Below are 22,786 nucleotides of genomic sequence, written 5' to 3'. Positions count from 1 at the left end.
TAACGGGCGTATTGCGCCCGGTGGGAATAGCAGCCGGAGTCTGAAATCCAATGCAAAATCAGCAAATCCGTATCAGGTTGAAGGCTTTTGACCATCGCCTGATCGACCAATCAACCCAGGAAATCGTGGAAACCGCGAAACGTACTGGTGCTCAAGTGCGTGGTCCAATTCCACTGCCTACCCGTAAAGAGCGGTTCACCGTTCTGGTTTCTCCGCACGTCAACAAAGACGCGCGTGACCAGTACGAGATCCGCACTCATAAGCGCGTTCTGGACATCGTCCAGCCAACGGATAAAACCGTTGATGCACTTATGAAGCTTGATCTTGCGGCCGGTGTGGAAGTGCAGATCAGCCTCGGCTAAGACTCGGTCTTGGTCGTGTAACGCTCTGAAATGGGCGGCCATAGCGGGTGAAAGCCCCGTACACTCATGAGGTTTACAACATGACTATTGGTGTAGTCGGTCGTAAAGCGGGTATGACCCGTATTTTCACCGAAGAAGGTGTCTCCATTCCGGTCACGGTCATTGAGATCGAGCCGAATCGCGTCACCCAGTTCAAAACTGAAGAAACCGATGGCTATCGTGCAGTGCAAGTCACTGTCGGCGAGCGTCGTGCTTCCCGTGTAACAGCTGCTCAGGCTGGCCACTTCGCCAAGGCGAACGTTGCCGCTGGTCGTACCGTAATGGAATTCCGCCTTGAAGAAGGCGAGTACCAGGCCGGCGATCTGATCAACGCTGAAATCTTCGCTGCTGGTCAACTGGTTGATGTAACCGGTCAGTCCAAAGGTAAAGGCTTCCAGGGTACGATCAAGCGTTGGAATTTCCGCGGGCAAGATAACACCCACGGTAACTCCGTATCCCACCGCGTCCCAGGCTCTATCGGCCAGTGCCAGACTCCTGGTCGTGTATTCAAGGGCAAAAAAATGTCCGGTCATATGGGCGCTGAGCGCGTGACCGTGCAGTCCCTGGAAGTAGTGCGCGTGGACGCTGAACGCAATCTGTTGCTGGTCAAGGGTGCTGTTCCTGGCGCTACTGGCGGCAACCTGGTTGTACGTCCAGCAGCCAAGGCTCGCGGTTAAGGGGAAGCTGACATGCAATTAAATGTAAATGACGCTCAAGCGATCGAAGTTTCCGAACTGACATTTGGCGGCGAATTCAACGAGACGCTGGTTCACCAAGCAGTCGTGGCCTACATGGCCGGCGGCCGTCAAGGTAGCAAGCAGCAAAAGACCCGTTCCGACGTTCGTGGTGGCGGTAAGCGCCCATGGCGTCAGAAAGGTACTGGCCGTGCTCGTGCCGGTACTATCCGTAGCCCAATCTGGCGCGGCGGCGGCACCACTTTCGCAGCTCGTCCACAGGATCACTCCCAGAAGCTGAACAAGAAGATGTATCGCGCAGCAATGCGTTCCATCCTTGCTGAGCTGGTGCGTACTGATCGTCTGGTCGTGGTTCAGGATTTCGCAGTTGAAACTCCGAAAACCAAAGACCTGCTGGGCAAACTGAACAACATGAGCCTGACCGACGTTCTGATCGTGTCGGACGCTGTTGATCAGAACCTGTACCTGGCTGCTCGCAACCTGCCACACGTAGATGTACGTGACGTGCAAGGTTCCGATCCAGTTAGTCTGATCGCATACGACAAGGTGTTGATCACCGTGTCGGCCGTGAAGAAATTCGAGGAGCTGCTGGGATGAACCAGGAACGCGTATTTAAAGTTCTGCTTGGCCCGCACGTTTCCGAGAAGGCTACGGTTCTGGCAGACAAGAAAGGCCAGTTCGTTTTCAAGGTTGCTACTGACGCAACCAAGCTGGAAATCAAGAAGGCCGTCGAAAGCCTGTTCAGCGTGAAAGTTGAGCGTGTTACTACCCTGAACGTTCTGGGTAAGAGCAAGCGCACCGCTCGCGGTCTGGGCAAGCGTAATGACTGGAAGAAGGCAGTTATCTCCCTTCAGCCAGGCCAAGATCTCGATTTCAGCAGCAGTGCTGAGTAAGGAAGGGGTGCATCATGGCAATCGTTAAATGCAAACCGACTTCCCCTGGCCGCCGTTTTGTGGTCAAGGTGGTCAACCAGGAGCTGCATAAAGGCGCTCCTCACGCACCGCTGCTCGAGAAAAAATCGAAGTCTGGTGGTCGTAACAACAATGGCCGTATTACCACCCGTCACATCGGTGGTGGTCATAAGCAGCATTACCGTATGGTCGATTTCCGTCGCAACGACAAAGATGGCATCGTCGCCACTGTCGAGCGTATCGAATACGATCCAAACCGTACTGCTCACATCGCACTGCTCTGCTACGCAGACGGCGAGCGCCGCTACATCATCGCCCCTAAAGGCGTGAGTGCTGGCGACACGCTGATCGCAGGTGCCCTGGCTCCAATCAAGCCAGGTAACGCTCTGCAACTGCGCAACATTCCAGTCGGTTCTACCGTACACGGCATCGAACTGAAGCCAGGTAAAGGCGCACAGATCGCTCGTTCCGCTGGTGCTTCGGCTCAGCTGATCGCTCGTGAAGGCGTTTACGTGACCCTGCGTCTGCGTTCCGGTGAAATGCGTAAAGTACTGGCTGAGTGCCGTGCGACCCTGGGCGAAGTCTCGAACTCCGAGCACAGCCTGCGTTCGCTGGGTAAAGCTGGTGCCAAGCGCTGGCGTGGCGTTCGCCCAACCGTTCGTGGTGTTGCCATGAACCCGGTTGACCACCCACATGGTGGTGGTGAAGGTCGTACCTCTGGTGGTCGTCATCCGGTATCGCCATGGGGCTTCCCGACTAAGGGCGCGAAGACTCGTGGTAATAAGCGTACCGACAAAATGATCGTCCGTCGTCGCAAGTAAATAGAGGGATACGACAGTGCCACGTTCTCTGAAAAAAGGTCCTTTTATTGATCTTCACCTACTGAAGAAGATCGAAGTGGCGGCGGAAAAGAACGATCGCAAACCAATTAAGACTTGGTCGCGTCGTTCGATGATCCTGCCACAAATGGTCGGTTTGACCATCGCTGTACACAACGGTCGTCAGCACGTCCCAGTTCTCGTAAACGAAGACATGGTCGGCCACAAACTGGGCGAGTTCGCCGGTACCCGCACTTATCGCGGGCACGTGGCAGACAAGAAAGCCAAGCGTTAAGGGGTAAGGAAATGGAAGTAGCCGCTAAGTTGTCGGGCGCTCGAATCTCCGCCCAGAAAGCCCGCTTGGTCGCCGACCAGATCCGCGGGAAGAAGGTGGGCGAAGCGCTCAACCTGTTGGCTTTCAGCAGTAAGAAAGCCGCCGAGATCATGAAAAAAGTGCTGGAGTCGGCCGTAGCCAACGCCGAGCATAACGAAGGCGCAGACGTTGATGACCTGAAGGTCAGCACCGTTTTCGTCAACGAAGGGCGTTCGCTGAAGCGCATCATGCCACGTGCCAAAGGCCGTGCTGATCGCATCGTCAAGCGGTCTTGCCATATCACTGTCAAGGTTGCTGACAAGTAACGGAGTCGAAGAGATGGGTCAGAAAGTACATCCCATTGGCATTCGCCTGGGAATCGTCAAGGAGCACACCTCCGTCTGGTACGCAGACGGTCGGACTTATGCGGACTACTTGTTCGCTGATCTGAAGGTGCGTGAATACCTCCAAGACAAACTAAAAAGCGCGTCCGTAAGCCGTATCGATATCCATCGTCCGGCCCAAACTGCACGCATCACCATCCACACCGCTCGTCCAGGTATCGTTATCGGGAAGAAAGGTGAAGATGTTGAGAAACTGCGTCAGGACCTGACCAAGCAAATGGGTGTGCCTGTGCACATCAATATCGAAGAGATCCGCAAGCCGGAACTCGACGGTATGCTGGTTGCGCAGAGCGTAGCTCAGCAGCTGGAGCGTCGTGTAATGTTCCGTCGCGCCATGAAGCGCGCTGTACAGAACGCCATGCGCATTGGTGCCAAAGGCATCAAAATCCAAGTGAGCGGTCGTCTCGGCGGTGCTGAAATCGCACGTACTGAATGGTATCGCGAAGGTCGTGTGCCACTGCACACCCTGCGTGCCGACATCGACTATGCCAACTACGAAGCTCACACCACTTACGGTGTGATCGGTGTAAAGGTTTGGATCTTCAAAGGCGAAGTAATTGGTGGTCGCCAAGAAGAGCTGAAGCCACAAGCACCAGCGCCTCGTAAAAAAGCTGCTAAGTAAGGGGTACGCCAAATGTTGCAACCTAAGCGTACGAAGTTCCGCAAGCAGATGACCGGCCACAACCGTGGTCTGGCACTGCGCGGTAGCAAAGTCAGCTTCGGCGAGTTCGCGCTGAAGTCTGTAGCTCGTGGTCGTCTCACCGCTCGTCAGATCGAGTCAGCGCGTCGCGCTCTGACCCGTCACGTAAAACGTGGCGGCAAGATCTGGATCCGTGTATTCCCGGACAAGCCGATCTCCAAGAAGCCTCTCGAGGTTCGTATGGGTAAAGGTAAGGGTAACGTGGAGTACTGGGTTGCCCAGATTCAGCCAGGCAAAGTCCTGTATGAAATCGAGGGTGTTTCTGAAGAGCTGGCGCGTGAGGCTTTCGCCCTGGCTGCTGCAAAGCTGCCGCTCGCCACCTCCTTTGTTAAACGGACGGTGATGTGATGAAAGCGAATGAACTTCGTGAAAAATCCGCACAGCAGCTGAACGAGCAACTGCTCGGCTTGCTGCGCGACCAGTTCAATCTGCGCATGCAGAAAGCAACTGGCCAGTTGGGGCAGTCTCATCTGCTCTCGCAAGTTAAGCGTGACATCGCTCGCGTGAAGACTGTGCTCAACCAGCAGGCAGGTAAGTGATCATGGCTGAAGCCGAAAAAACTGTCCGTACGCTGACTGGCCGTGTTGTCAGCGACAAGATGGACAAAACCATCACCGTTCTGATCGAGCGTCGCGTTAAGCACCCGATCTACGGTAAATACGTTAAGCGTTCGACTAAGCTGCACGCGCACGACGAAACCAATCAGTGCCACATCGGCGACAAAGTCACTATTCGTGAAACTCGTCCGATGGCCAAGACCAAGTCTTGGGCGCTGGTTGATGTTCTCGAACGCGCTGTGGAAGTCTAAGGGCTAGGGGTCGGAGAAATTATATGATTCAGACTCAATCCATGCTCGATGTGGCCGATAACAGCGGCGCTCGCCGCGTTATGTGCATCAAGGTGCTGGGTGGCTCCCATCGTCGTTACGCTGGTATCGGTGACATCATCAAAGTTACCGTGAAGGAAGCAATTCCTCGCGGTAAGGTGAAAAAAGGCCAAGTGATGACTGCTGTTGTAGTCCGCACTCGTCACGGCGTACGTCGTGCTGATGGCTCCATTATCCGCTTTGATGGCAACGCTGCTGTTCTTCTGAACAACAAGCAAGAGCCGATCGGCACCCGTATCTTTGGGCCAGTGACCCGTGAACTTCGTACTGAGAAGTTCATGAAGATCGTCTCGCTCGCCCCAGAAGTGCTGTAAGGAGATCCGACATGCAAAAGATTCGTCGTGACGACGAGATCATCGTGATCGCCGGCAAAGACAAAGGTAAGCGCGGTAAGGTGCTGAAGGTTCTTGCTGACAACCGTCTGGTTGTTGGTGGTCTGAACCTGGTCAAGCGTCATACCAAGCCTAACCCGATGTCGGGCGTACAGGGCGGTATCGTCGAGAAAGAAGCGCCACTGCACGCTTCCAACGTCGCCATCTTCAACGGCGAAACCAACAAGGCTGACCGCGTTGGTTTCAAAGTAGAAGACGGTAAGAAAATTCGTGTCTTCAAGTCGACCCAAAAAGCGGTTGATGCTTGAACACTGCTAGGTAGAAGACCATGGCACGACTAAAAGAGATTTACCGGAAGGAAATCGCTCCGAAACTTAAGGAAGAACTTAAGCTTTCGAACGTGATGGAAGTTCCGCGCGTTACCAAAATCACCCTGAACATGGGTCTGGGCGAAGCGATCGGCGACAAAAAAGTCATCGAGCACGCTGTTGCTGACCTGGAAAAGATCACCGGCCAGAAAGTCGTTGTGACCTACGCTCGCAAATCCATCGCTGGCTTTAAAGTCCGTGAAGGTTGGCCGATCGGCGTCAAAGTGACCCTGCGCCGTGAGCGTATGTACGAGTTCCTGGATCGTCTGCTGTCGATCTCCCTGCCTCGGGTTCGCGACTTCCGCGGCCTGAATGCCAAGTCCTTCGATGGTCGTGGCAACTACAGCATGGGCGTGAAAGAGCAGATCATTTTCCCGGAAATCGACTACGACAAGATCGATGCTCTCCGCGGTCTGGACATTACCCTGACCACCACTGCCAAGAACGATGATGAAGGCCGCGCTCTGCTGCGTGCTTTCAAATTCCCGTTCCGCAACTGATTGGAGTAGGAAAATGGCCAAGAAGAGCATGAAAAACCGTGAGCTGAAGCGTCAGCTCACCGTTGCCAAGTACGCCGTCAAGCGTGCAGCGCTGAAAGCTATCATCGTTGATCTGAACGCAAGTCCAGAAGCGCGTTGGGAAGCTACCGTAGCTCTGCAGAAGCAACCACGTGACGCAAGCGCTTCGCGCATGCGTAACCGTTGCCGCCTGACTGGTCGTCCGCACGGCGTTTACCGCAAGTTCGGCCTCGGCCGTAACAAACTGCGTGAAGCGGCAATGCGTGGTGACGTTCCAGGTCTGGTTAAAGCCAGCTGGTAATTGCTGTCAAAGCCTTGATGGTCGGGGTCGAAAGAACCTGACCATCGGTGGCCTTGAACTTGAATCAAGCCCCTTTTGGGGCTTGATTCATTTCTGGGGTATGTCTAGAATGACCGGCTCGCCTGAGCCCGTGTTTTTTATACCCGGAATTTCTCGGCGACAAGTAGTAGCCGCAAGGCTAATTTTTCTGTATTAGGAGCGTCTAGCCCATGAGTATGCAGGACCCGTTAGCGGACATGCTAACTCGAATCCGTAATGCCCAGATGGCTGAAAAGTCCGTCGTAAGCATGCCGTCTTCCACGTTGAAGGTGGCTGTAGCAAAAGTCCTGAAGGACGAAGGTTACATCGCGGGTTATCAGATCAGCAGCGAAACCAAACCACTGCTGTCCATCGAGCTGAAATACTTCGAAGGCCGTCCGGTCATCGAGGAAGTGAAGCGCGTTAGCCGTCCAGGCCTGCGTCAGTACAAGTCCGTCGAAGAGCTGCCAAAAGTACGTGGCGGTCTCGGTGTGTCTATCGTCTCCACCAACAAAGGTGTGATGACTGATCGTGCTGCGCGCGCTGCCGGTGTCGGCGGCGAAGTTCTTTGCACTGTGTTCTAAGGGGGGATAAGCATGTCTCGCGTCGCTAAGAACCCCGTTAAGCTGCCAGCCGGTGTCGAAGTAAAATTCGCAGGCCAACAGCTTTCGGTGAAGGGTGCCAAGGGTACTCTTGAACTGAACGTCCATTCGTCCGTTGAAGTCGTTGAAGAAGCCGGTGAGCTGCGTTTTGCTGCTCGCAATGGCGATCAACAGACTCGCGCAATGGCCGGTACCACTCGTGCGTTGGTAAACAACATGGTCCAGGGCGTAAGCCAAGGCTTCGAGCGTAAGCTCCAGCTGGTCGGTGTTGGTTACAAAGCGCAAGCAAAAGGTCAGGTGCTGAACCTGGCTCTTGGCTTCTCGCACCCAGTGGATTACGAACTGCCGGAAGGCATCACCGCTGAGACTCCTAGCCAGACCGATATCCTGATCAAGGGCATCGACAAGCAGCTGGTAGGTCAAGTGGCCGCCGAGATCCGCGACTTCCGTCCACCAGAGCCGTACAAAGGCAAAGGTGTGCGCTACGCGGACGAAGTCGTCCGTCGTAAAGAAGCCAAGAAGAAGTAGGGCATAGCAAATGACCGACAAAAAAGTTACTCGACTGCGTCGCGCTCGCAAAGCACGCCTGAAAATGCACGAACTCGAAGTCGTGCGTCTCTGCGTGTTCCGCTCTTCGCAGCACATCTACGCCCAGGTCATTTCGGCCGACGGCAACAAAGTCCTGGCAAGCGCCTCGACTTTGGATAAAGAACTGCGTGATGGCGCCACTGGCAACATCGACGCGGCCACTAAGGTTGGCCAGCTGGTCGCTACGCGTGCTAAGGCCGCTGGCGTCTCGCAGGTGGCTTTCGACCGCTCTGGCTTCAAGTACCACGGCCGCGTTAAAGCGCTGGCTGATGCTGCTCGTGAAGCTGGGCTGGAGTTCTAAGTTATGTCAAATAACGACCAAAAGCGCGACGAAGGCTACATCGAGAAGCTGGTTCAAGTTAACCGCGTAGCCAAAACCGTTAAAGGCGGCCGTATCTTCACTTTCACCGCGTTGACCGTGGTTGGTGATGGTAAAGGGCGTGTTGGCTTCGGCCGTGGCAAGTCGCGTGAAGTGCCTGCTGCGATCCAGAAGGCAATGGAAGCTGCTCGCCGCAACATGATCCAGGTTGATCTGAACGGCACCACTCTGCAGTACGCAATGAAGTCTGCCCATGGCGCTTCGAAGGTGTACATGCAGCCTGCTTCTGAAGGTACCGGTATCATCGCTGGCGGCGCTATGCGTGCTGTCCTCGAAGTTGCTGGCGTTCAGAACGTTCTGGCCAAGTGCTACGGCTCGACTAACCCTGTAAACGTGGTTCACGCCACTTTCAAGGGTCTGAAGGCCATGCAGTCTCCTGAATCCATTGCAGCCAAACGTGGCCTGCGTGTTGAGGAGATCAAGTAATCATGGCTACCGTTAAAGTTACGCTGATCAAAAGCATGACCGGCCGCATCCCTAACCACAAACTGTGCGTTAAGGGTCTGGGTCTGCGTCGCATCGGTCACACTGTAGAAGTCCAGGATACTCCCGAGAATCGCGGGATGATCAACAAGGCTTACTACATGCTGCGTGTCGAGGGTTAATCGATGAAACTCAATGATCTGAGTCCAGCGCCGGGTTCCCGTCGCGAAAAGCATCGTCCGGGCCGTGGTATCGGTAGTGGTTTGGGTAAGACTGGTGGCCGTGGTCACAAAGGTCAGACTTCCCGCTCCGGTGGCACCATTGCTCCAGGCTTTGAAGGCGGTCAACAGCCGCTGCATCGTCGCCTGCCGAAGTTCGGTTTCGTTTCCCTGAAAGCCATGGATCGCGCAGAAGTGCGTCTGTCCGAGCTGGCTAAAGTGGAAGGCGACATCGTCACCGTGCAGTCCCTGAAAGATGCCAACGTGATCAACGTCAACGTACAGCGTGTGAAAATCATGCTGTCCGGTGAAGTGACTCGCGCTGTCACTATCGGCAAGGGAATCGGCGCCACCAAAGGTGCGCGTGCGGCTATCGAAGCAGCTGGCGGCAAGTTCGAGGAATAAATGGCTAAGCAAGGTGCTCTCTCTGCGCTCGGCAAAGGCGGTATGTCTGAACTTTGGGCTCGTCTGCGTTTTCTGTTCCTGGCGATTATCGTCTACCGAATAGGCGCACACATCCCGGTTCCAGGTATCAACCCGGACCGACTCGCAGACCTGTTTCGACAGAATGAGGGGACCATTCTTAGCTTGTTCAACATGTTTTCCGGCGGCGCGCTGGAACGGATGAGCATCTTTGCACTGGGGATCATGCCGTACATTTCGGCATCGATCATCATGCAGCTGATGACCGCCGTCAGCCCGCAGCTGGAGCAGTTGAAGAAGGAAGGTGAAGCTGGCCGTCGCAAGATCAGCCAGTACACCCGCTACGGCACCGTCGTCCTCGCTCTCGTTCAGGCCATTGGCATGTCCATTGGTCTGGCGGGGCAGGGCGTTGCGTTCACTGGTGACTTTGGCTTCCATTTCGTCGCGGTCTCCACGTTTGTGGCTGGCGCGATGTTCATGATGTGGCTGGGTGAGCAGATTACTGAGCGTGGTGTAGGCAACGGTATCTCGATGTTGATTTTTTCGGGTATCGTCGCCGGTCTTCCGAGAGCAATCGGGCAGTCTTTCGAGTCTGCGCGTCAGGGCGATATCAACATCTTCGCTTTGGTTGCCATCGGTTTGCTGGCAGTAGCGATTATCGGTTTCGTGGTGTTCATTGAGCGTGGTCAGCGTCGTATCGCTGTTCACTACGCCAAGCGTCAGCAGGGCCGCAAGGTTTTTGCTGCGCAGACAAGCCACTTGCCGCTGAAGGTGAACATGGCCGGTGTTATTCCGGCTATTTTCGCGAGCAGCATTTTGCTGTTCCCGGCTTCGTTGGGTGCCTGGTTTGGTCAGTCTGAAGGTATGGGCTGGTTGCAGGACATCTCGCAGTCGATCGCTCCTGGTCAGCCGTTGAATATTCTGCTGTTTAGTGCAGGGATTATTTTCTTCTGCTTCTTCTATACGGCGTTGATGTTCAATCCGAAAGACGTAGCGGAAAACCTGAAGAAGTCCGGTGCCTTTATTCCGGGCATCCGTCCAGGTGAGCAGTCCGCGCGCTATATTGATGGCGTTTTGACTCGCTTGACCATGTTCGGTGCTCTTTACATGACGGCCGTGTGCTTGTTGCCCCAGTTCCTGGTGGTTGCAGCAAACGTTCCGTTCTACCTTGGCGGGACCTCGTTGCTGATCGTGGTCGTGGTTGTGATGGACTTCATGTCCCAAGTACAATCGCACCTCGTTTCGCACCAGTACGAATCCCTGATGAAGAAAGCCAACCTGAAGGGTTACGGCAGCGGCATGTTGCGCTGAGTACCCATAAGGTTCGAGGAGTTGGTGATGAAAGTTCGTGCATCGGTGAAAAAGCTGTGCCGTAACTGCAAGATTATTCGCCGCGAAGGTGTTGTTCGAGTAATTTGCAGCGCGGAACCGCGTCACAAACAGCGCCAAGGCTGAGTGTGATTGTGCTTCAAGCCCGGTAGCTAGTGCGCTACCGGGTTGATTATTTGTTATTACAGCGATATTATCTCGCGCCCTATTTCTTGGCTTCCGGGGCGTAGGTAGCTGTCAATTGGAGTCCCACTGAATGGCCCGTATTGCAGGCGTTAACATTCCAGATAACAAGCATACTGTTATCTCGCTGACCTACATCTATGGTGTTGGTCGCACTACTGCACAGAAGATCTGTGCAGAGACTGGGGTAAACCCAGCCGCAAAGATCAAGGATCTGAGCGACGAGCAGATTGAACAGCTGCGTGGCGAAGTGGCGAAGTTCACCACTGAAGGTGACCTGCGTCGCGAAATCAACATGAAAATCAAGCGCTTGATGGACCTCGGTTGCTATCGCGGTCTGCGTCATCGTCGTGGTCTGCCAGTACGCGGTCAGCGTACCAAGACCAACGCGCGTACCCGTAAAGGTCCGCGTAAGCCGATCCGCAAGTAATCGCCCCAGCGAATCGACAGGAATTTAATCATGGCAAAACCTGCTGCTCGTCCTCGTAAAAAAGTTAAAAAGACAGTGGTTGATGGCATCGCCCACATCCATGCTTCTTTTAACAACACCATCGTGACCATCACCGACCGTCAAGGTAACGCTCTTTCCTGGGCTACCTCCGGTGGTTCGGGTTTCCGCGGTTCCCGCAAGTCCACCCCGTTCGCTGCTCAAGTAGCTGCTGAGCGTGCTGGTCAAGCTGCGCTGGAATACGGCCTGAAAAACCTCGACGTGAACGTCAAGGGTCCAGGTCCAGGTCGTGAATCCGCAGTCCGCGCTTTGAACGGCTGTGGCTACAAGATCGCCAGCATCACCGACGTGACGCCAATCCCGCACAACGGGTGCCGTCCGCCGAAGAAGCGCCGCGTGTAATCCAGGAGATTGTAAAGAATGGCTCGTTACATTGGTCCAAAATGCAAACTCGCTCGTCGCGAAGGCACCGATCTCTTCCTGAAGAGCGGCGTGCGCGCGATCGAATCGAAGTGCAACATTGAAGCAGCACCTGGTATCCACGGCCAACGCCGCGGTCGCCAGTCCGACTACGGCACCCAACTGCGTGAAAAGCAGAAGGTCCGTCGTATCTACGGCGTTCTCGAGCGTCAGTTCAGCGGCTACTACAAAGAAGCTGCTGGCAAGAAAGGTGCAACCGGTGAAAACCTGCTGCAACTGCTCGAATGCCGTCTGGACAACGTTGTATACCGTATGGGCTTTGGTTCGACTCGTGCCGAATCCCGTCAGCTGGTATCGCACAAGTCGATCAGCGTTAACGGTCAGACCGTAAACGTTCCGTCCTACCAGGTTCGTGCTGGTGACGTGGTTGCTGTTCGCGAGAAAGCAAAAAACCAACTTCGCATTGTCCAAGCTCTCGATCTGTGTGCCCAACGTGGCCGCGTAGAATGGGTAGAAGTAGACACTGAGAAGAAGTCGGGCGTTTTCAAGAACGTTCCTGCTCGCAGTGATCTGTCCGCCGACATCAACGAAAGCCTGATTGTCGAGCTCTACTCCAAGTAAGGGCTAGAAAATAGGTGCATCCATGCAGATTTCGGTAAATGAGTTCCTGACACCCCGCCACATTGATGTGCAGGTTGTCAGTCCAACCCGCGCCAAGATCACTCTCGAGCCTCTCGAGCGTGGTTTTGGCCACACCCTGGGCAACGCGCTGCGCCGCATCCTGTTGTCCTCAATGCCCGGCTGCGCAGTAGTCGAGGCCGAGATTGACGGTGTGCTCCACGAGTACAGCGCCATCGAAGGTGTACAGGAAGACGTAATTGAAATCCTGTTGAACCTTAAAGGTCTGGCCATCAAGCTGCACGGTCGTGACGAAGTTACGCTGACCTTGTCGAAGAAGGGTTCGGGGGTGGTTACCGCTGCCGATATTCAGCTGGATCATGATGTCGAGATCGTTAATCCCGATCACGTAATCGCTAACCTGGCGTCTAACGGCGCCCTGAACATGAAGCTCACCGTAGCTCGTGGTCGTGGTTATGAACCAGCAGACTCGCGTCAGAGCGATGAAGACGAAAGCCGCAGCATCGGTCGCTTGCAGCTTGACTCTTCGTTCAGCCCGGTTCGCCGTATCGCATACGTGGTGGAAAACGCCCGTGTCGAACAGCGTACCAACCTGGACAAGCTGGTTATTGATCTGGAAACCAACGGTACTCTGGATCCTGAAGAGGCTATCCGCCGCGCTGCAACCATTCTGCAACAGCAGTTGGCTGCGTTCGTCGACCTCAAAGGTGACAGTGAGCCAGTGGTTGTCGAGCAGGAAGACGAGATCGATCCGATCCTGCTTCGCCCGGTTGACGATCTGGAACTGACTGTACGTTCGGCTAACTGCCTTAAGGCGGAAAACATCTACTACATCGGCGACCTGATTCAGCGTACCGAAGTAGAGCTGTTGAAGACTCCGAACCTGGGCAAGAAATCCTTGACTGAAATCAAGGACGTTCTGGCCTCCCGCGGTCTGTCCCTCGGCATGCGCCTCGACAACTGGCCGCCTGCAAGTCTTAAGAAGGACGACAAGGCGACTGCCTGATCGTCGTAATCACCGAACGTAGTGTTTGGTAAGGAATGAACCATGCGTCATCGTAAAAGTGGGCGTCACCTGAGCCGCACCAGCTCGCACCGCAAGGCCATGTTCCAGAACATGGCGGTGTCGCTGTTCGAGCACGAGCTGATCAAAACTACTCTGCCAAAAGCCAAAGAACTGCGCCGCGTTGCCGAGCCGCTGATCACTCTGGCCAAGACAGACAGCGTTGCTAACCGTCGTCTGGCTTTCGACCGTACTCGTTCGAAAGCTATCGTTGGTAAGCTCTTCAACGACCTGGGCAAGCGTTACGCTACCCGTGAGGGTGGCTACCTGCGCATCCTCAAGTGCGGTTTCCGCGCTGGCGACAACGCGCCTATGGCGTACGTCGAACTGGTTGATCGTGCTGTCGGCGGTGAAGCTGTATCCGCTGAGTAAGACATCAGTCTGAAACAAGGAACCGGGCCTAGTGCCCGGTTTTTTGTGCCTGTAAGAAATGCGCGGTTCGTACAAGCTTCTACCCTGTTTGGGTCTGCACTATGTGCGGGGATTTGGTGTTAGTTTTTCTCTATTGATGACCATAAGTTAATGAATTTGTGGCTGTCATATTGATGATCGATACTCCCCAACAAGCCGATTAGCCGGCAGTTCAAGACCGATAGAGGATGAAGATCGCATGAGCCAGAACAAGACGCTTACGACCGCCAGTGGCGCACCTGTCGCTGATAACCAGAACTCTCGCTCCGCCGGCCCTCGTGGTCCGTTGCTGCTCGATGATTTCCACCTGATCGAGAAGCTTGCTCACTTCAACCGGGAAAACATTCCCGAGCGTCGTGTACACGCCAAGGGTTCGGGCGCATATGGCACTTTCACGGTCACTCGCGACATTACGCAGTACACCAGCGCCAAGCTGTTCTCTGCTGTCGGCAAACAGACGCCGACCTTCCTGCGTTTTTCAACGGTCGGTGGTGAGCGTGGCTCGGCCGACACCGAGCGCGATCCGCGTGGCTTCGCCCTCAAGTTCTACACCGAAGAAGGCAACTGGGACATCGTCGGCAACAACACGCCGGTGTTCTTCATTCGCGATCCGCTGAAATTTCCTGACTTTATCCACACCCAGAAACGCCTGCCGCAGAGCAACCTGAAAAGTGCGCAGATGATGTGGGACTTCTGGTCGCATTCGCCTGAAGCGCTGCACCAGGTCACCATTCTGTTTTCTGATCGGGGTATCCCGGACGGCTATCGCCACATGCACGGTTTTGGCAGCCACACCTACAGCCTGATCAGCGCTCAAGGCGAGCGTCACTGGGTGAAGTGGCACTACAAGACCAAGCAAGGGATCAAGAACCTCGCGCCGGCAGACGCGGCACGTCTGGCGGGCACAGATCCCGATTACGCCCAGCGTGATCTGTTCGAAGCCATCGAGCGTGGTGACTTCCCGAAATGGAGCGTGTGCATCCAGATCATGACCGAGGCCCAGGCTGCTGCTCACTACGAGAACCCGTTCGACGTGACCAAAACCTGGTCGCAGAAGGAGTTCCCGCTGATTGAAGTGGGTGAGCTGGAACTGAACCGTAATCCGCTCAACTATTTTGCGGAAGTCGAGCAAGCTGCGTTCGGTCCAAGCAACATGGTGCCTGGCGTAGGTCTGTCACCGGATCGCATGCTGCAAGGTCGTGTCTTCGCATACGCCGATGCCCACCGCTACCGTGTAGGCACCAACCACCAACAGCTGCCAGTGAATGCTCCGCGCAGCCCGGTGAATACTTACCAGCGTGATGGTTCGATGGCTTTTGGCAGCAATGGTGGTGCAGCGCCTAACTACGAGCCGAACAGCTACGTAGAGTCGCCGAAACAAGCGCCACATTATGCCGAGCCTGCGCTGGCCCTGAGCGGCGCGGCTGATCGCTACGATCACCGCGAAGACACCGACTACTACAGCCACGCCGGTGCGCTGTTCCGCTTGATGAGCGACGAACAGAAAGCGTTGTTGGTCAGCAACATTGCCGGCGCGATGGCGGGTGTGTCGAGTGATGTCGTCGACCGTCAGTTGCAGCATTTCCACAAGGCCGACCCGGCGTACGGAGAAGCAATCGCAAAGCTGCTCAACGTACAGCTTAACGAAGTCTAAACGAGAAGCAGAACCGCCCTCATTAGGGCGGTTTTTGCGTTATTTAGGCTGCTTTTCTCAGAATATCTTCGCTTTTATTGCGTGAAGTGAGTGACCTTCCAGTCAGGTTGGTTCAAACTACAGACTTTCAAGCAGGGAGATGTAGGGCGATGCAAGGCCACCCAGACGTTATCGATTACCTCAACACGTTGCTGACCGGCGAACTGGCCGCGCGTGACCAATATTTCGTTCACTCGCGGATGTATGAGGACTGGGGATTCACCAAGCTCTACGAACGAATCAACCACGAGATGGAAGAAGAGGCCGGTCACGCCGATGCGTTGATGCGCCGGATTCTGATGCTCGAAGGCACTCCGCGCATGCGCCCGGATGACCTGGATGTCGGTACCACGGTAGAGACCATGCTCGAAGCGGATCTGCGCCTTGAGTACAAGGTTCGTGCTGCACTGTGCAAAGGCATCGAGCTGTGTGAAAAGAATGGCGACTATGTGAGCCGCGATATCCTCAAGCTTCAGTTGCATGACACCGAAGAAGATCACACCTACTGGCTTGAAAAGCAGTTGGGCCTGATCAAACTGATCGGTATCCAGAACTACCTGCAGTCCCACGCGTCCTGATTGCAGCCTGTCTAGTCCTGAAATAGGTTTACACCTGTTTCACCCTAACGCCCGATGCACCGCATCGGGCGTTTTGTATTTTAAGGACAGGTGCGGGCGCTCCTGGTTGTAGATCAAGATCGCCTCCCGCACCATTTGCTCCGCTTGCGCCAAGTCTGTCGGTCGGTGGAGCAAGAGCTCTGTCTTCAAGATGCCATTGACTCGCTCTGCCAAGGCGTTTTGGTAGCAGTCGTAGCCATCAGTCATTGAGCACGTGATGCCATGTTTGACATGGAGCTTTTGATATAGCGCCGAGCAGTACTGCACACCTCGATCCGAGTGATGAACCAGTTTCTGGCGTGTTCGACGCGTCTTCAAGGCCATACGCAAGGCTTGAGCCACTGAGTCGGCATGCAAGCTGCCATGCACGTGATAGCCGACGATCTTTCTTGAGAAGGCATCCGTCACCAGACTCAAATAGACCGGATCATCACGTTTGGTGGACAGATAAGTGATATCGGCCACCCAAACCTGTTCCGGACCGGTAGCGACAACTTGCGACGGGCCTGGTTTGAGCAGATTGGGATGGCAGCGGAAGTGATGATGACTGTCGGTCGTTTTGTGATAAGCCCGCTTCCTGCGGACCAGTTGGCGGTAATCACGCAAGACCGCCAATAACCGATCGCGGCCGACATGCAGCTCCTGTTTCTCACGCTCCGCGTGCATCAACGAGTGCAATTTGCGGGCGCCAATGCAGGGTTGGCGTACTCGGATTGTCTGCACAAACTGGATGAGTTTCTGATCTTGCTCGATGCGAGCCCGATAGACGCGATTACGTTTGTAAAAGGCTTGGCGACTGATCCCCATAAACTGGCAAGCCCTGCTGACACTCAGGGTTTGGGTTTGCGCAACGACTTGCCGGGCCGCTTTTTTACGACAGAGACGCCGTAGTCGTTCTTCAGTACATCCACCACGTCTTCAAAAAACTTGGCTTTCTGATTCGCCAGCGCCAACTGCTCCTCAAGTTCTTTGATTCTCTGCTCGGGTGTTAAGGGCAAAGTGGGCTCGTCCATCGGTCGGGTCCTTTGGGAACGAATGGAGGCGCCTTGGCTCCAGTCTTGCCGACCATGCTTGCGTAACCAAACCAACACCGTCGATCGACCCTGAATTCCGTAGCGCCGTTGAGCCTCTTTATAACTCAACTCGCCTTTTTCGACTTGGTCGACAACCGACAATTTAAAAGTCAGCGTGTAATCGCGTTGACTGCGTTTTGCGCCCGAATCCATTGCACACTCCTGATAAGAAGCCAGAAGGTGTAAACCTTATTCAGGACGAGACAGCCGATACAAAAAAGCCCCTGTCACTGACGAAGTGACAGGGGCTTTTTCATGCCCGCCGATCAGGCCCGATCGCGGATCAACAGCGGCTTGAGGTAGTGCCCGGTGTGAGATTGCTTCATCTCGGCCACTTCCTCCGGTGTACCGGTGGCGATGATCTGCCCACCTTTCGAACCACCCTCGGGGCCGAGATCCACCAGCCAGTCGGCCGTCTTGATCACGTCGAGGTTGTGCTCGATCACCACCACGGTGTTGCCGTGGTCGCGCAGGCGATGCAGTACGTCGAGCAATTGCTGGATATCCGCGAAGTGCAGACCGGTGGTCGGCTCGTCGAGGATATACAGGGTCTTGCCGGTATCGCGCTTGGACAGCTCGCGAGACAACTTGACCCGCTGGGCCTCACCACCGGACAGCGTGGTCGCCGACTGCCCGAGCTTGATGTACGACAGGCCCACATCCATCAGCGTTTGCAGCTTGCGCGCCAGCGCTGGCACCGCGTCGAAGAACACCCGCGCTTCCTCGATGGTCATTTCGAGGGTTTCGTGGATGCTCTTGCCCTTGTATTTGATCTCCAGGGTTTCGCGGTTGTAGCGCTTGCTCTTGCACACATCGCACGGAACGTAGATGTCCGGCAGGAAGTGCATTTCCACCTTGATCAGACCGTCGCCCTGGCAGGCTTCGCAACGACCGCCCTTGACGTTGAACGAGAACCGCCCCGGGCCGTAACCACGGGAGCGGGACTCGGGAACCCCGGCAAACAGTTCGCGGATCGGCGTGAACAGCCCGGTATAGGTCGCCGGGTTGGAGCGTGGCGTACGGCCGATCGGGCTCTGGTCGATATCGACGACCTTGTCCAGATGTTCCAGGCCTTTGATGCTGTCGTGGGCTGCGGCTTCCAGGGTGGTCGCGCCATTGAGTGCCGTTGCGCTCAGCGGGAACAGCGTGTTGTTGATCAGCGTCGATTTGCCGGAACCGGAAACACCCGTCACGCAAGTCAGCAGGCCGATCGGGATTTCCAGGTCGACGTTGCGCAGGTTGTTGCCCCGCGCACCCTTGAGCGACAGCACCTGCTTCTTGTTGCGCGGTGTGCGCTTGGCCGGCACTTCAATCTTCACCCGGCCCGACAGGTACTTACCGGTCAGCGAATCTGGATGCGCCATGACTTCGTCCGGCGTGCCTTCGGCGACGATCTGTCCGCCATGAACGCCGGCGCCCGGGCCGATATCCACTACATAGTCGGCCAGACGGATCGCGTCTTCGTCGTGCTCGACCACAATCACCGTGTTGCCGATGTCGCGCAGGTGTTTGAGGGTGCCGAGCAGGCGATCGTTGTCGCGCTGGTGCAGACCAATGGACGGTTCATCAAGGATATAGAGAACACCCACCAGGCCCGCGCCGATCTGGCTGGCCAGACGAATCCGCTGTGCCTCGCCGCCAGATAGCGTGTCGGCACTACGATCCAGCGACAGATAGTCGAGACCGACATTGACCAGGAATTGCAGGCGCTCGCGGATTTCCTTGAGAATCTTGTCGGCGATCTCGCCACGGCGCCCGGTCATCTTCAGCGCGCCGAAGTAATCGCAGGCGTCGCCGATCGGCAGGTTGGTCACCGCCGGCAGGGTTTTCTCGCCGACCCACACGTGCCGCGCTTCGCGACGCAGGCGGGTGCCACGGCAATCCGGGCAGGACTGGGTGCTGAGGAACTTCGCCAGTTCTTCGCGCACGCTCGCCGATTCGGTTTCGCGGTAGCGACGCTCGAGGTTCGGCACGATGCCTTCGAACGGGTGCGAGCGCTTGACGATATCGCCCCGGTCGTTGAGGTATTTGAAGTCGACGTTCTGCGAGCCGCTGCCGTGCAGGATGAACTTCTGCTGATCGGCCGGCAGCTCGTTGAACGGCTGCTCCAGGCTGAAACCGTAGTGCGCGGCCAGTGAGCCGAGCATCTGGAAGTAATAGACGTTGCGCCGGTCCCAGCCGCGGATCGCGCCCTCGGCCAAGGTCAGCTCACCGTTGACCAGTCGCTTGATGTCGAAGAACTGCTTCACGCCCAGACCGTCACAGGTCGGGCAGGCGCCGGCCGGGTTGTTGAAGGAAAACAGCTTGGGTTCCAGCTCGCTGATCGCGTGGCCGCAGATCGGGCAGGCGAAGCGCGCGGAGAAGATCATCTCTTCGCCCGGCTCGTCGTCCATCGGCGCCACCAGCGCGATGCCGTCGGCCAGCTTCAGTGCGGTTTCGAAGGATTCCGCCAGACGCTGCTGCAGGTCGGCGCGAACCTTAAAGCGGTCGACCACGACTTCAATCGTGTGCTTCTTCTGTTTATCCAGTTTCGGCAGTTCGTCCAGCTCGCAGAGCCGGCCGTTGACCCGGGCCCGGACAAAGCCCTGGGCGCGCAGTTCTTCGAATACCGACAGGTGCTCGCCCTTGCGCTCGCGGATCACCGGCGCCAGCAGCATCAGCTTGCTGCCTTCCGGCTGGGCCAGCACCAGGTCGACCATCTGGCTGACGGTCTGGGCTTCCAGCGGAATGTCGTGATCCGGGCAGCGCGGCGTACCGACGCGTGCATAAAGCAGACGCAGGTAGTCGTAGATTTCGGTGATGGTGCCGACCGTGGAGCGCGGGTTGTGCGAGGTCGACTTCTGTTCGATGGAGATCGCCGGCGACAGGCCTTCGATGGTGTCGACGTCGGGTTTTTCCATCATCGACAGGAACTGCCGGGCATAGGCCGACAGGGATTCGACATAGCGGCGCTGACCTTCGGCGTACAGCGTGTCGAAGGCCAGGGACGACTTGCCGGATCCGGACAGGCCGGTGATGACGATCAGTTTGTCCCGTGGCAGGGTCAGGTCGATGTTCTTCAGGTTGTGGGTGCGGGCCCCACGAATCAGGATCTTGTCCAAAATGGCCTCGCTCGGCGGGCGTCGAAAACACAGGAGTATACGGCCAAATACTGGATGGATGCACACTATCAAATGAAGGGTTTTTTGCCTTACATGAAGAGAGTTTCATCTGTACGCGTCAAAGCGTCGCGATATACCCCGTCTCTCGATGGGACTGGTAGAATCGCCGCCGGTTCACACGAGGTTTTTCCATGCACGATCCCCACAGCGAACGCATGAGTGGCAGCGAGACCCGCGCGGCGAGCGGTCTGGCCCTGGTGTTCGCCTTCCGTATGCTTGGCATGTTCATGGTGTTGCCGGTACTGGCGACCTACGGCATGGATCTGGCGGGAGCGACCCCGGCCCTGATCGGGCTGGCGATCGGCGCTTACGGCCTGACCCAGGCGATTTTCCAGATTCCGTTCGGGATCATTTCCGACCGCATCGGCCGGCGTCCGGTGATTTACCTTGGGCTGATCGTCTTCGCCCTTGGCAGCGTGCTGGCGGCTCAGGCCGATTCGATCTGGGGCGTGATTGCCGGGCGGATCCTGCAGGGCGCCGGCGCTATTTCCGCAGCGGTCATGGCCTTGCTTTCCGACCTGACCCGCGAACAGCACCGCACCAAAGCCATGGCCATGATCGGCATGACCATCGGCCTGTCGTTCGCCGTGGCGATGGTGGTCGGCCCGCTGCTGACCCGTGCGTTCGGCTTGTCCGGCCTGTTCCTCGCCACCGGGGGCATGGCACTGGTCGGGATCGTGATCGTGATGTTCATGGTGCCGAAATCCACCGGGCCGCTGAGTCATCGGGAGTCCGGCGTCGCGCGCCAGGCGTTGATGCCGACGCTCAAGCACCCGGATCTGCTGCGGCTGGACCTGGGCATTTTTGTGTTACATGCGATGTTGATGTCGAGCTTCGTCGCACTGCCCCTGGCACTGGTTGAAAAAGCCGGTCTGCCCAAGGAGCAACACTGGTGGGTCTACCTCACCGCGCTGCTGATTTCTTTCTTCGCCATGATCCCGTTCATTATCTACGGCGAGAAGAAACGCAAAATGAAACGAGTTTTGCTCGGCGCCGTGATGACGCTGATGCTCACTGAGCTATTCTTCTGGCAGTTCGGTGACAGCCTGCGGGCTCTGGTGATCGGGACGGTGGTGTTCTTCACCGCGTTCAATCTGCTGGAAGCATCGCTGCCGTCGCTGATCAGCAAGGTTTCACCGGCAGGTGGCAAGGGCACGGCCATGGGCGTGTACTCCACCAGTCAGTTCCTCGGTTCGGCACTCGGCGGGATTCTCGGCGGCTGGATGTTCCAGCATGGCGGTCTGTCGGTTGTGTTCCTCGGATGTGCCGGGCTGGCTGCACTTTGGCTGGCCTTTGCTGTTACCATGCGCGAACCTCCCTACGTGACGAGCCTGCGCCTGCCGTTGTCGCCCGAAGCGATCCGCGAAGCGGGTCTGGTCGAGCGTCTCAAGGCCCTCGTAGGGGTAACTGATGCGGTGATAGTCGCTGATGAAGCGGCGATCTACATCAAACTGGACACCGAATTAATGGATCGCACCACTCTCGAACGCCTGGTGAACAACCCGGCGCAGACTGCGTGCGAAGCCTAGGAGAACGTTATGGCCCGTGGGGTTAACAAAGTCATTCTGGTCGGTACTTGCGGCCAGGATCCCGAAGTACGCTACCTGCCCAACGGTAACGCCGTGACCAACCTGAGTCTGGCGACCAGCGAGCAGTGGACCGATAAGCAGACCGGTCAGAAGGTCGAGAAGACCGAGTGGCACCGCGTATCGATGTTCGGCAAGGTTGCCGAAATCGCCGGCGAATACCTGCGCAAGGGTTCGCAGGTTTACATCGAAGGCAAGCTGCAGACCCGTGAGTGGGAAAAAGACGGTATCAAGCGTTACACCACCGAAATCGTGGTCGACATGCAAGGCACCATGCAACTGCTCGGCGGCCGTCCACAACAGGGCGACCAACAAGGCGGTGGCAACAACTATCAGCAGCAGGCGCCACGCCAACAGGCTCCGCGTCCGCAGCAGTCGGCACCTCAGCAGCGTCCGGCCCCGGCTCCACAGCAGGCCGCACCGCAACCGGCTCCGGATTTTGACAGCTTCGATGACGACATTCCGTTCTAGCCCGGATAAAACCTAGTTATGTAAAGAATTTTATATAACTAGCTGTTTTTACTAAGATTTAAAATAGGAAGCCCTCAGGTTTGTAAAGAAACCTGGGGGCTTTCTTTTTGTGACTGTAAAGCACGACTCTGAAAACCGGATAAACGGTTTTTGACAAGCAAAGGAAACGCGCTAAACCGAATGTAAAGGATTCGGAGGTAGGTCATGCGCGTAGAACAAGTGATCTTTCCCACTGGTGATCGGTTGCCCATGCTCTTGGACGATCAAGACTTGCCGGTACCTGAGGCCTGTGACTGGATGTTGTCACGCCGCCAACGCGCCTTCGCCACGCAGTCACGCTACATGCAAGAGCTGTTAGTTGTTCATGACTGGGCGAGAGCTAGGAGAATTGATC

General features: G+C 56.2%; 34 protein-coding genes. 32 read left to right on the top strand and 2 right to left on the bottom strand.

The annotated features are described in order from the left end of the window. Positions 1-50 precede the first annotated feature (50 nt). The 30 genes from rpsJ (at position 51) to bfr (ending at position 16,062) form a co-directional block, all read left to right on the top strand. Positions 51-362, top strand: a complete 312-nt coding sequence (gene rpsJ, locus LOY31_RS26145; protein WP_003186070.1) for a 30S ribosomal protein S10 — start codon at positions 51-53, stop codon at positions 360-362. An 80-nt stretch (positions 363-442) separates the two neighbouring features. Beyond that, positions 443-1,078 carry a 50S ribosomal protein L3 gene (gene rplC / locus LOY31_RS26140; RefSeq protein WP_007955641.1) on the top strand — a complete coding sequence of 212 codons (636 nt, stop codon included), beginning with the start codon at positions 443-445 and terminating at the stop codon, positions 1,076-1,078. Between the two features lie 12 nt (positions 1,079-1,090). Next, the gene (rplD, locus tag LOY31_RS26135; protein WP_003228735.1) at positions 1,091-1,693 is read left to right on the top strand and encodes a 50S ribosomal protein L4; all 603 of its coding nucleotides are present in this window, start codon (positions 1,091-1,093) and stop codon (positions 1,691-1,693) included. Further along, positions 1,690-1,989, top strand: a complete 300-nt coding sequence (gene rplW / locus LOY31_RS26130; RefSeq protein WP_002555488.1) for a 50S ribosomal protein L23 — start codon at positions 1,690-1,692, stop codon at positions 1,987-1,989. Before rplD ends, rplW begins: the two co-directional genes overlap by 4 nt. 14 nt (positions 1,990-2,003) lie before the next feature. Next, entirely contained in the window at positions 2,004-2,828 is an 825-nt protein-coding gene (gene rplB / locus LOY31_RS26125) for a 50S ribosomal protein L2 (RefSeq protein ID WP_007955640.1), read from the top strand. Between the two features lie 16 nt (positions 2,829-2,844). Next, positions 2,845-3,120, top strand: a complete 276-nt coding sequence (gene rpsS / locus LOY31_RS26120; protein WP_003228731.1) for a 30S ribosomal protein S19 — start codon at positions 2,845-2,847, stop codon at positions 3,118-3,120. Positions 3,121-3,131: 11 nt separating this feature from the next. Continuing rightward, a complete protein-coding gene (rplV, locus tag LOY31_RS26115) occupies positions 3,132-3,464 on the top strand; it encodes a 50S ribosomal protein L22 (RefSeq protein ID WP_003103908.1) in 333 nt (110 codons plus the stop codon). A gap of 13 nt (positions 3,465-3,477) precedes the next feature. Beyond that, the gene (rpsC, locus tag LOY31_RS26110; RefSeq protein WP_003176422.1) at positions 3,478-4,164 is read left to right on the top strand and encodes a 30S ribosomal protein S3; all 687 of its coding nucleotides are present in this window, start codon (positions 3,478-3,480) and stop codon (positions 4,162-4,164) included. A gap of 12 nt (positions 4,165-4,176) precedes the next feature. Then, positions 4,177-4,590 (top strand): 50S ribosomal protein L16, encoded by a 414-nt coding sequence (gene rplP, locus LOY31_RS26105; protein ID WP_003228729.1) that lies wholly within the window; start codon positions 4,177-4,179, stop codon positions 4,588-4,590. Further along, complete coding sequence (rpmC, locus tag LOY31_RS26100; protein ID WP_002555481.1) at positions 4,590-4,781, top strand: 50S ribosomal protein L29; 192 nt, start codon at positions 4,590-4,592, stop codon at positions 4,779-4,781. The genes rplP and rpmC overlap by 1 nt, the downstream gene beginning before the upstream one ends. A 2-nt stretch (positions 4,782-4,783) precedes the next feature. After that, positions 4,784-5,050, top strand: coding sequence for a 30S ribosomal protein S17 (gene rpsQ, locus LOY31_RS26095; protein WP_003194644.1), 267 nt, complete (start codon positions 4,784-4,786; stop codon positions 5,048-5,050). A gap of 23 nt (positions 5,051-5,073) precedes the next feature. Further along, positions 5,074-5,442 carry a 50S ribosomal protein L14 gene (gene rplN / locus LOY31_RS26090; protein WP_002555479.1) on the top strand — a complete coding sequence of 123 codons (369 nt, stop codon included), beginning with the start codon at positions 5,074-5,076 and terminating at the stop codon, positions 5,440-5,442. A gap of 11 nt (positions 5,443-5,453) precedes the next feature. Beyond that, on the top strand, positions 5,454-5,768 hold the full coding sequence (gene rplX / locus LOY31_RS26085) for a 50S ribosomal protein L24 (RefSeq protein WP_003186046.1): 315 nt from the start codon (positions 5,454-5,456) through the stop codon (positions 5,766-5,768). Positions 5,769-5,788: 20 nt separating this feature from the next. Beyond that, entirely contained in the window at positions 5,789-6,328 is a 540-nt protein-coding gene (gene rplE / locus LOY31_RS26080; protein WP_003210069.1) for a 50S ribosomal protein L5, read from the top strand. A gap of 13 nt (positions 6,329-6,341) precedes the next feature. Next, positions 6,342-6,647, top strand: coding sequence for a 30S ribosomal protein S14 (rpsN, locus tag LOY31_RS26075; RefSeq protein ID WP_007955639.1), 306 nt, complete (start codon positions 6,342-6,344; stop codon positions 6,645-6,647). A 209-nt stretch (positions 6,648-6,856) separates the two neighbouring features. Then, positions 6,857-7,249 carry a 30S ribosomal protein S8 gene (gene rpsH, locus LOY31_RS26070; protein WP_011336171.1) on the top strand — a complete coding sequence of 131 codons (393 nt, stop codon included), beginning with the start codon at positions 6,857-6,859 and terminating at the stop codon, positions 7,247-7,249. A gap of 12 nt (positions 7,250-7,261) precedes the next feature. Beyond that, positions 7,262-7,795, top strand: a complete 534-nt coding sequence (gene rplF / locus LOY31_RS26065; protein ID WP_011336170.1) for a 50S ribosomal protein L6 — start codon at positions 7,262-7,264, stop codon at positions 7,793-7,795. Positions 7,796-7,805: 10 nt separating this feature from the next. Next, the gene (rplR, locus tag LOY31_RS26060; protein ID WP_003186037.1) at positions 7,806-8,156 is read left to right on the top strand and encodes a 50S ribosomal protein L18; all 351 of its coding nucleotides are present in this window, start codon (positions 7,806-7,808) and stop codon (positions 8,154-8,156) included. Between the two features lie 3 nt (positions 8,157-8,159). Beyond that, positions 8,160-8,660, top strand: a complete 501-nt coding sequence (gene rpsE / locus LOY31_RS26055) for a 30S ribosomal protein S5 (RefSeq protein WP_007955637.1) — start codon at positions 8,160-8,162, stop codon at positions 8,658-8,660. Positions 8,661-8,662: 2 nt separating this feature from the next. Then, on the top strand, positions 8,663-8,839 hold the full coding sequence (rpmD, locus tag LOY31_RS26050) for a 50S ribosomal protein L30 (protein ID WP_003176408.1): 177 nt from the start codon (positions 8,663-8,665) through the stop codon (positions 8,837-8,839). A 3-nt stretch (positions 8,840-8,842) separates the two neighbouring features. Continuing rightward, entirely contained in the window at positions 8,843-9,280 is a 438-nt protein-coding gene (gene rplO / locus LOY31_RS26045; RefSeq protein WP_003228720.1) for a 50S ribosomal protein L15, read from the top strand. Then, positions 9,281-10,609, top strand: a complete 1,329-nt coding sequence (secY, locus tag LOY31_RS26040; protein WP_003228718.1) for a preprotein translocase subunit SecY — start codon at positions 9,281-9,283, stop codon at positions 10,607-10,609. It abuts the gene before it with no gap. Positions 10,610-10,636: 27 nt separating this feature from the next. Continuing rightward, positions 10,637-10,753, top strand: a complete 117-nt coding sequence (gene rpmJ, locus LOY31_RS26035; RefSeq protein WP_002555468.1) for a 50S ribosomal protein L36 — start codon at positions 10,637-10,639, stop codon at positions 10,751-10,753. Between the two features lie 130 nt (positions 10,754-10,883). Then, positions 10,884-11,240: a 30S ribosomal protein S13 gene (gene rpsM, locus LOY31_RS26030; RefSeq protein ID WP_009045849.1), complete on the top strand. Its 357-nt coding sequence runs from the start codon at positions 10,884-10,886 to the stop codon at positions 11,238-11,240. 30 nt (positions 11,241-11,270) lie between these two features. Then, positions 11,271-11,660 carry a 30S ribosomal protein S11 gene (gene rpsK / locus LOY31_RS26025; protein ID WP_002555466.1) on the top strand — a complete coding sequence of 130 codons (390 nt, stop codon included), beginning with the start codon at positions 11,271-11,273 and terminating at the stop codon, positions 11,658-11,660. Between the two features lie 18 nt (positions 11,661-11,678). Continuing rightward, the gene (gene rpsD, locus LOY31_RS26020) at positions 11,679-12,299 is read left to right on the top strand and encodes a 30S ribosomal protein S4 (protein ID WP_003176404.1); all 621 of its coding nucleotides are present in this window, start codon (positions 11,679-11,681) and stop codon (positions 12,297-12,299) included. 22 nt (positions 12,300-12,321) lie between these two features. After that, positions 12,322-13,323 (top strand): DNA-directed RNA polymerase subunit alpha, encoded by a 1,002-nt coding sequence (locus LOY31_RS26015; RefSeq protein ID WP_003186012.1) that lies wholly within the window; start codon positions 12,322-12,324, stop codon positions 13,321-13,323. A gap of 42 nt (positions 13,324-13,365) precedes the next feature. Continuing rightward, positions 13,366-13,752 (top strand): 50S ribosomal protein L17, encoded by a 387-nt coding sequence (gene rplQ / locus LOY31_RS26010; RefSeq protein WP_007955635.1) that lies wholly within the window; start codon positions 13,366-13,368, stop codon positions 13,750-13,752. Between the two features lie 238 nt (positions 13,753-13,990). Then, on the top strand, positions 13,991-15,445 hold the full coding sequence (locus tag LOY31_RS26005) for a catalase (RefSeq protein WP_007955634.1): 1,455 nt from the start codon (positions 13,991-13,993) through the stop codon (positions 15,443-15,445). A gap of 149 nt (positions 15,446-15,594) precedes the next feature. Next, positions 15,595-16,062: a bacterioferritin gene (bfr, locus tag LOY31_RS26000; protein WP_007955633.1), complete on the top strand. Its 468-nt coding sequence runs from the start codon at positions 15,595-15,597 to the stop codon at positions 16,060-16,062. A 39-nt stretch (positions 16,063-16,101) separates the two neighbouring features. Here the strand turns inward: bfr and LOY31_RS25995 are convergent. Further along, a protein-coding gene (locus tag LOY31_RS25995) for an IS3 family transposase (protein ID WP_408980453.1) occupies positions 16,102-17,327 on the bottom strand; the annotation gives its coding sequence in 2 pieces (ribosomal slippage) (positions 16,102-16,976 and positions 16,976-17,327; 1,227 coding nt in all). A 113-nt stretch (positions 17,328-17,440) separates the two neighbouring features. Beyond that, positions 17,441-20,275 (bottom strand): excinuclease ABC subunit UvrA, encoded by a 2,835-nt coding sequence (gene uvrA, locus LOY31_RS25990; protein ID WP_258712422.1) that lies wholly within the window; start codon positions 20,273-20,275, stop codon positions 17,441-17,443. A 191-nt stretch (positions 20,276-20,466) separates the two neighbouring features. Here uvrA and LOY31_RS25985 point away from each other — a divergent pair, with 191 nt between their 5' ends. Beyond that, a complete protein-coding gene (locus LOY31_RS25985; protein WP_007955631.1) occupies positions 20,467-21,864 on the top strand; it encodes an MFS transporter in 1,398 nt (465 codons plus the stop codon). Between the two features lie 9 nt (positions 21,865-21,873). After that, complete coding sequence (locus LOY31_RS25980) at positions 21,874-22,392, top strand: single-stranded DNA-binding protein (RefSeq protein ID WP_007966163.1); 519 nt, start codon at positions 21,874-21,876, stop codon at positions 22,390-22,392. Positions 22,393-22,786: the final 394 nt, after the last annotated feature.

This window comes from Pseudomonas sp. B21-021 (assembly GCF_024749205.1).
Classification (GTDB): Bacteria; Pseudomonadota; Gammaproteobacteria; order Pseudomonadales; family Pseudomonadaceae; genus Aquipseudomonas; species Aquipseudomonas paraglycinae.
The sequence above is the reverse complement of the archived record's forward strand: the minus strand, read 5'-3'. Positions and strand labels throughout refer to the sequence as shown.

Excerpts from the sequence above, each read along its gene's own strand:
- rpsJ (WP_003186070.1), top strand. The coding sequence starts at position 51 with ATGCAAAATCAGCAAATCCGTATCAGGTTGAAGGCTTTTGACCATCGC.
- rplC (WP_007955641.1), top strand. The coding sequence starts at position 443 with ATGACTATTGGTGTAGTCGGTCGTAAAGCGGGTATGACCCGTATTTTC.
- rplD (WP_003228735.1), top strand. The coding sequence starts at position 1,091 with ATGCAATTAAATGTAAATGACGCTCAAGCGATCGAAGTTTCCGAACTG.
- rplW (WP_002555488.1), top strand. The coding sequence starts at position 1,690 with ATGAACCAGGAACGCGTATTTAAAGTTCTGCTTGGCCCGCACGTTTCC.
- rplB (WP_007955640.1), top strand. The coding sequence starts at position 2,004 with ATGGCAATCGTTAAATGCAAACCGACTTCCCCTGGCCGCCGTTTTGTG.
- rplV (WP_003103908.1), top strand. The coding sequence starts at position 3,132 with ATGGAAGTAGCCGCTAAGTTGTCGGGCGCTCGAATCTCCGCCCAGAAA.
- rpsC (WP_003176422.1), top strand. The coding sequence starts at position 3,478 with ATGGGTCAGAAAGTACATCCCATTGGCATTCGCCTGGGAATCGTCAAG.
- rplP (WP_003228729.1), top strand. The coding sequence starts at position 4,177 with ATGTTGCAACCTAAGCGTACGAAGTTCCGCAAGCAGATGACCGGCCAC.
- rpmC (WP_002555481.1), top strand. The coding sequence starts at position 4,590 with ATGAAAGCGAATGAACTTCGTGAAAAATCCGCACAGCAGCTGAACGAG.
- rpsQ (WP_003194644.1), top strand. The coding sequence starts at position 4,784 with ATGGCTGAAGCCGAAAAAACTGTCCGTACGCTGACTGGCCGTGTTGTC.
- rplN (WP_002555479.1), top strand. The coding sequence starts at position 5,074 with ATGATTCAGACTCAATCCATGCTCGATGTGGCCGATAACAGCGGCGCT.
- rplX (WP_003186046.1), top strand. The coding sequence starts at position 5,454 with ATGCAAAAGATTCGTCGTGACGACGAGATCATCGTGATCGCCGGCAAA.
- rplE (WP_003210069.1), top strand. The coding sequence starts at position 5,789 with ATGGCACGACTAAAAGAGATTTACCGGAAGGAAATCGCTCCGAAACTT.
- rpsN (WP_007955639.1), top strand. The coding sequence starts at position 6,342 with ATGGCCAAGAAGAGCATGAAAAACCGTGAGCTGAAGCGTCAGCTCACC.
- rpsH (WP_011336171.1), top strand. The coding sequence starts at position 6,857 with ATGAGTATGCAGGACCCGTTAGCGGACATGCTAACTCGAATCCGTAAT.
- rplF (WP_011336170.1), top strand. The coding sequence starts at position 7,262 with ATGTCTCGCGTCGCTAAGAACCCCGTTAAGCTGCCAGCCGGTGTCGAA.
- rplR (WP_003186037.1), top strand. The coding sequence starts at position 7,806 with ATGACCGACAAAAAAGTTACTCGACTGCGTCGCGCTCGCAAAGCACGC.
- rpsE (WP_007955637.1), top strand. The coding sequence starts at position 8,160 with ATGTCAAATAACGACCAAAAGCGCGACGAAGGCTACATCGAGAAGCTG.
- rpmD (WP_003176408.1), top strand. The coding sequence starts at position 8,663 with ATGGCTACCGTTAAAGTTACGCTGATCAAAAGCATGACCGGCCGCATC.
- rplO (WP_003228720.1), top strand. The coding sequence starts at position 8,843 with ATGAAACTCAATGATCTGAGTCCAGCGCCGGGTTCCCGTCGCGAAAAG.
- secY (WP_003228718.1), top strand. The coding sequence starts at position 9,281 with ATGGCTAAGCAAGGTGCTCTCTCTGCGCTCGGCAAAGGCGGTATGTCT.
- rpmJ (WP_002555468.1), top strand. The coding sequence starts at position 10,637 with ATGAAAGTTCGTGCATCGGTGAAAAAGCTGTGCCGTAACTGCAAGATT.
- rpsM (WP_009045849.1), top strand. The coding sequence starts at position 10,884 with ATGGCCCGTATTGCAGGCGTTAACATTCCAGATAACAAGCATACTGTT.
- rpsK (WP_002555466.1), top strand. The coding sequence starts at position 11,271 with ATGGCAAAACCTGCTGCTCGTCCTCGTAAAAAAGTTAAAAAGACAGTG.
- rpsD (WP_003176404.1), top strand. The coding sequence starts at position 11,679 with ATGGCTCGTTACATTGGTCCAAAATGCAAACTCGCTCGTCGCGAAGGC.
- LOY31_RS26015 (WP_003186012.1), top strand. The coding sequence starts at position 12,322 with ATGCAGATTTCGGTAAATGAGTTCCTGACACCCCGCCACATTGATGTG.
- rplQ (WP_007955635.1), top strand. The coding sequence starts at position 13,366 with ATGCGTCATCGTAAAAGTGGGCGTCACCTGAGCCGCACCAGCTCGCAC.
- LOY31_RS26005 (WP_007955634.1), top strand. The coding sequence starts at position 13,991 with ATGAGCCAGAACAAGACGCTTACGACCGCCAGTGGCGCACCTGTCGCT.
- bfr (WP_007955633.1), top strand. The coding sequence starts at position 15,595 with ATGCAAGGCCACCCAGACGTTATCGATTACCTCAACACGTTGCTGACC.
- LOY31_RS25985 (WP_007955631.1), top strand. The coding sequence starts at position 20,467 with ATGCACGATCCCCACAGCGAACGCATGAGTGGCAGCGAGACCCGCGCG.
- LOY31_RS25980 (WP_007966163.1), top strand. The coding sequence starts at position 21,874 with ATGGCCCGTGGGGTTAACAAAGTCATTCTGGTCGGTACTTGCGGCCAG.